The organism is Bacillus sp. FSL K6-1366 (genome assembly GCF_037976695.1).
Lineage (GTDB): Bacteria > Bacillota > Bacilli > Bacillales > Bacillaceae > Bacillus > Bacillus subtilis.
Window position 1 is genome coordinate 3,991,499 of sequence record NZ_CP150268.1, and the last position, 825, is coordinate 3,992,323.

Annotated in this window: 1 protein-coding gene; it reads left to right on the forward strand. The window is 43.3% G+C overall.

What is annotated here, in order from left to right; translation table 11 throughout:
• Positions 1–31 precede the first annotated feature (31 nt).
• A complete protein-coding gene (locus MHI44_RS20750) occupies positions 32–781 on the forward strand; it encodes a polyketide synthase (RefSeq protein ID WP_041850818.1) in 750 nt (249 codons plus the stop codon).
• The last annotated feature ends 44 nt before the right edge of the window (positions 782–825 follow it).

Sequence of the window (825 nt, forward strand, 5' to 3'; positions counted from 1 at the left end):
AAATGACAATCAGAACCGTTAGGAGGACATCATGACGCATTCTGTTGTAGAGCTTATCGAAATTGAATCCGCCATTATTCAGGTAAAGATGCAAGATCGCACTCATAAAAACGCGTTTTCACAAGAACTTACAGACGGTTTAATTCAAGCGTTTGAATACATACGGCAGAACCCAAAATACAAAGCGGTCATTTTGACAGGATATGATAATTATTTTGCTTCAGGAGGAACGCAAGAAGGACTGCTTCGAATTCAACAGGGATTGACCAAGTTCACTGATGACAATCTTTATTCTCTGGCGCTGGATTGTGAGATTCCAGTTATTGCGGCAATGCAGGGCCATGGAATTGGAGGCGGCTTTGTCATGGGGCTCTTTGCTGACATAGTCATTCTGAGCAGAGAAAGCGTGTATACGGCTAATTTTATGAAATACGGATTTACGCCTGGAATGGGCGCTACCTTTATCGTTCCTAAAAAACTGGGTTTCAGCCTAGCCCAGGAAATATTATTGAATGCGGGCAGCTACCGCGGAGCTGATCTTGAAAAAAGAGGGGTTCCCTTTAAGGTGCTGCCCCGTGCAGAAGTGTTAGATTATGCAGTGGAGCTGGCGCAAGAACTGGCGGAAAAGCCTAGAAACTCACTGGTTACACTGAAAGATCATTTGGTTGCTTCGCTTCGCGATCAGCTGCCGCGCGTCATTGAACAGGAATTGGTGATGCATGAGAAAACATTTCATCATGAAGAAGTCAAAAGTAGAATCAAAGGTTTATATGGTAATTAACTGAAAACATATAAAAATTTTGCAGGTGAAATGGAGGCAGCGTG

What these genes read in the sequence shown, in the direction of transcription:
- MHI44_RS20750 (WP_041850818.1), top strand. Translation starts at nt 32, where the DNA reads ATGACGCATTCTGTTGTAGAGCTTATCGAAATTGAATCCGCCATTATT.